Below are 1,209 nucleotides of genomic sequence, written 5' to 3'. Positions count from 1 at the left end.
CATACCGCGGTCAAGCGGTGTGGACATACCAGCGCAACGCCCAGGGCGACATCACCGAAGCGAGCGACCCCGACGGCCAGGTCAGCCACTATTACTACGACGACAAAGGGCAACTGCTGTCGATCCGCTACCCGGACACCAGCCGGCACGTGTTCGTCTGGAACGCCCTGGGGCAACTGCTCGAAGAGACCTTGCCGGACGGCGGTCGGCGGCGCTTTTCCTACGATGCGCTGGGGCGGCAGCTTACCCGTCAGGACGAACATGGCGCCGTCACCCGCTACCAGTGGGATGCCGTCGGCCGACTGCTCCAGACCATATTGCCTACCGGCGCCAGCCGCGCGTTCAGCTACAACGCCTACGGCAAGATCACCGCCGAACGCGATGAACTGGGTCGCATCACCCGCTACGAATACCTCGACGACCTGCACCTGGTCAGCCGCCGCCTCAATCCCGACGGCACCCAGCTGCGCTACCGCTACGACAACGCCCAGCTGTTGCTCACGGCAATCGAAAACGAATCCGGCGAAACCTATCGCCTGGACTACACGCCCAACGGCTTGATCCGACAGGAAACCGGCTTCGATGGCCAACGCACGGCGTACGCCTACGACCTCAATGGCCAGTTGCTGGAGAAAACCGAGTTCGGCGAGGACGGCTCGCAGCGGCTGACCGCTTACCAGCGGGATTCGGCCGGACGCCTGCGGGTCAAAACCCTGCCCGACGGCACCCAGGTTGAATACCGCTACGACCGCCTCGGCCGACTGCTCAGCGTCGACGACGGCCACGACCATCCGCTGGAATTCGAATACGACTCGCAGGACCGCTTGATCACCGAACATCAGGGCTGGGGCACGCTGCGTTATGGCTACGACGCTTGCGGCCAGCTCAATCGCCTGCGCCTGCCGGACGGCAGCAAACTCGATTACCACCACGCCCGGGGCGGCGCGCTGACGGCGATCGACCTCAACGGCGCGCGGCTCAGCGAGCACCAATTCGCCTTCGGCCGCGAACAGCAACGCCAGCAGGGGCAGTTGCTCAGCGAATATGCCTACGACGATCAGGGCCGGTTGAAGGCCCACGCGGTCAGCCAACAGCACCAAGCGCTGTATCGCCGCGACTATGCCTACAGCGCCAACGGCAACCTCGACTACATTGCCGACACCCGTCACGGCCAACGCAGTTACCACTACGACCCGCTCAACCGCCTGC

1 pseudogene is annotated in these 1,209 nt (G+C 64.5%); it reads left to right on the top strand.

What is annotated here, in order from left to right:
• Positions 1-1,209 (top strand): annotated as a pseudogene (locus ACQ4OB_RS27820) (type IV secretion protein Rhs); the annotation flags it as partial.

This window comes from Pseudomonas sp. ES4, assembly GCF_050586665.1.
Lineage (GTDB): Bacteria > Pseudomonadota > Gammaproteobacteria > Pseudomonadales > Pseudomonadaceae > Aquipseudomonas > Aquipseudomonas frederiksbergensis.
The sequence above is the reverse complement of the archived record's forward strand: the minus strand, read 5'-3'. Positions and strand labels throughout refer to the sequence as shown.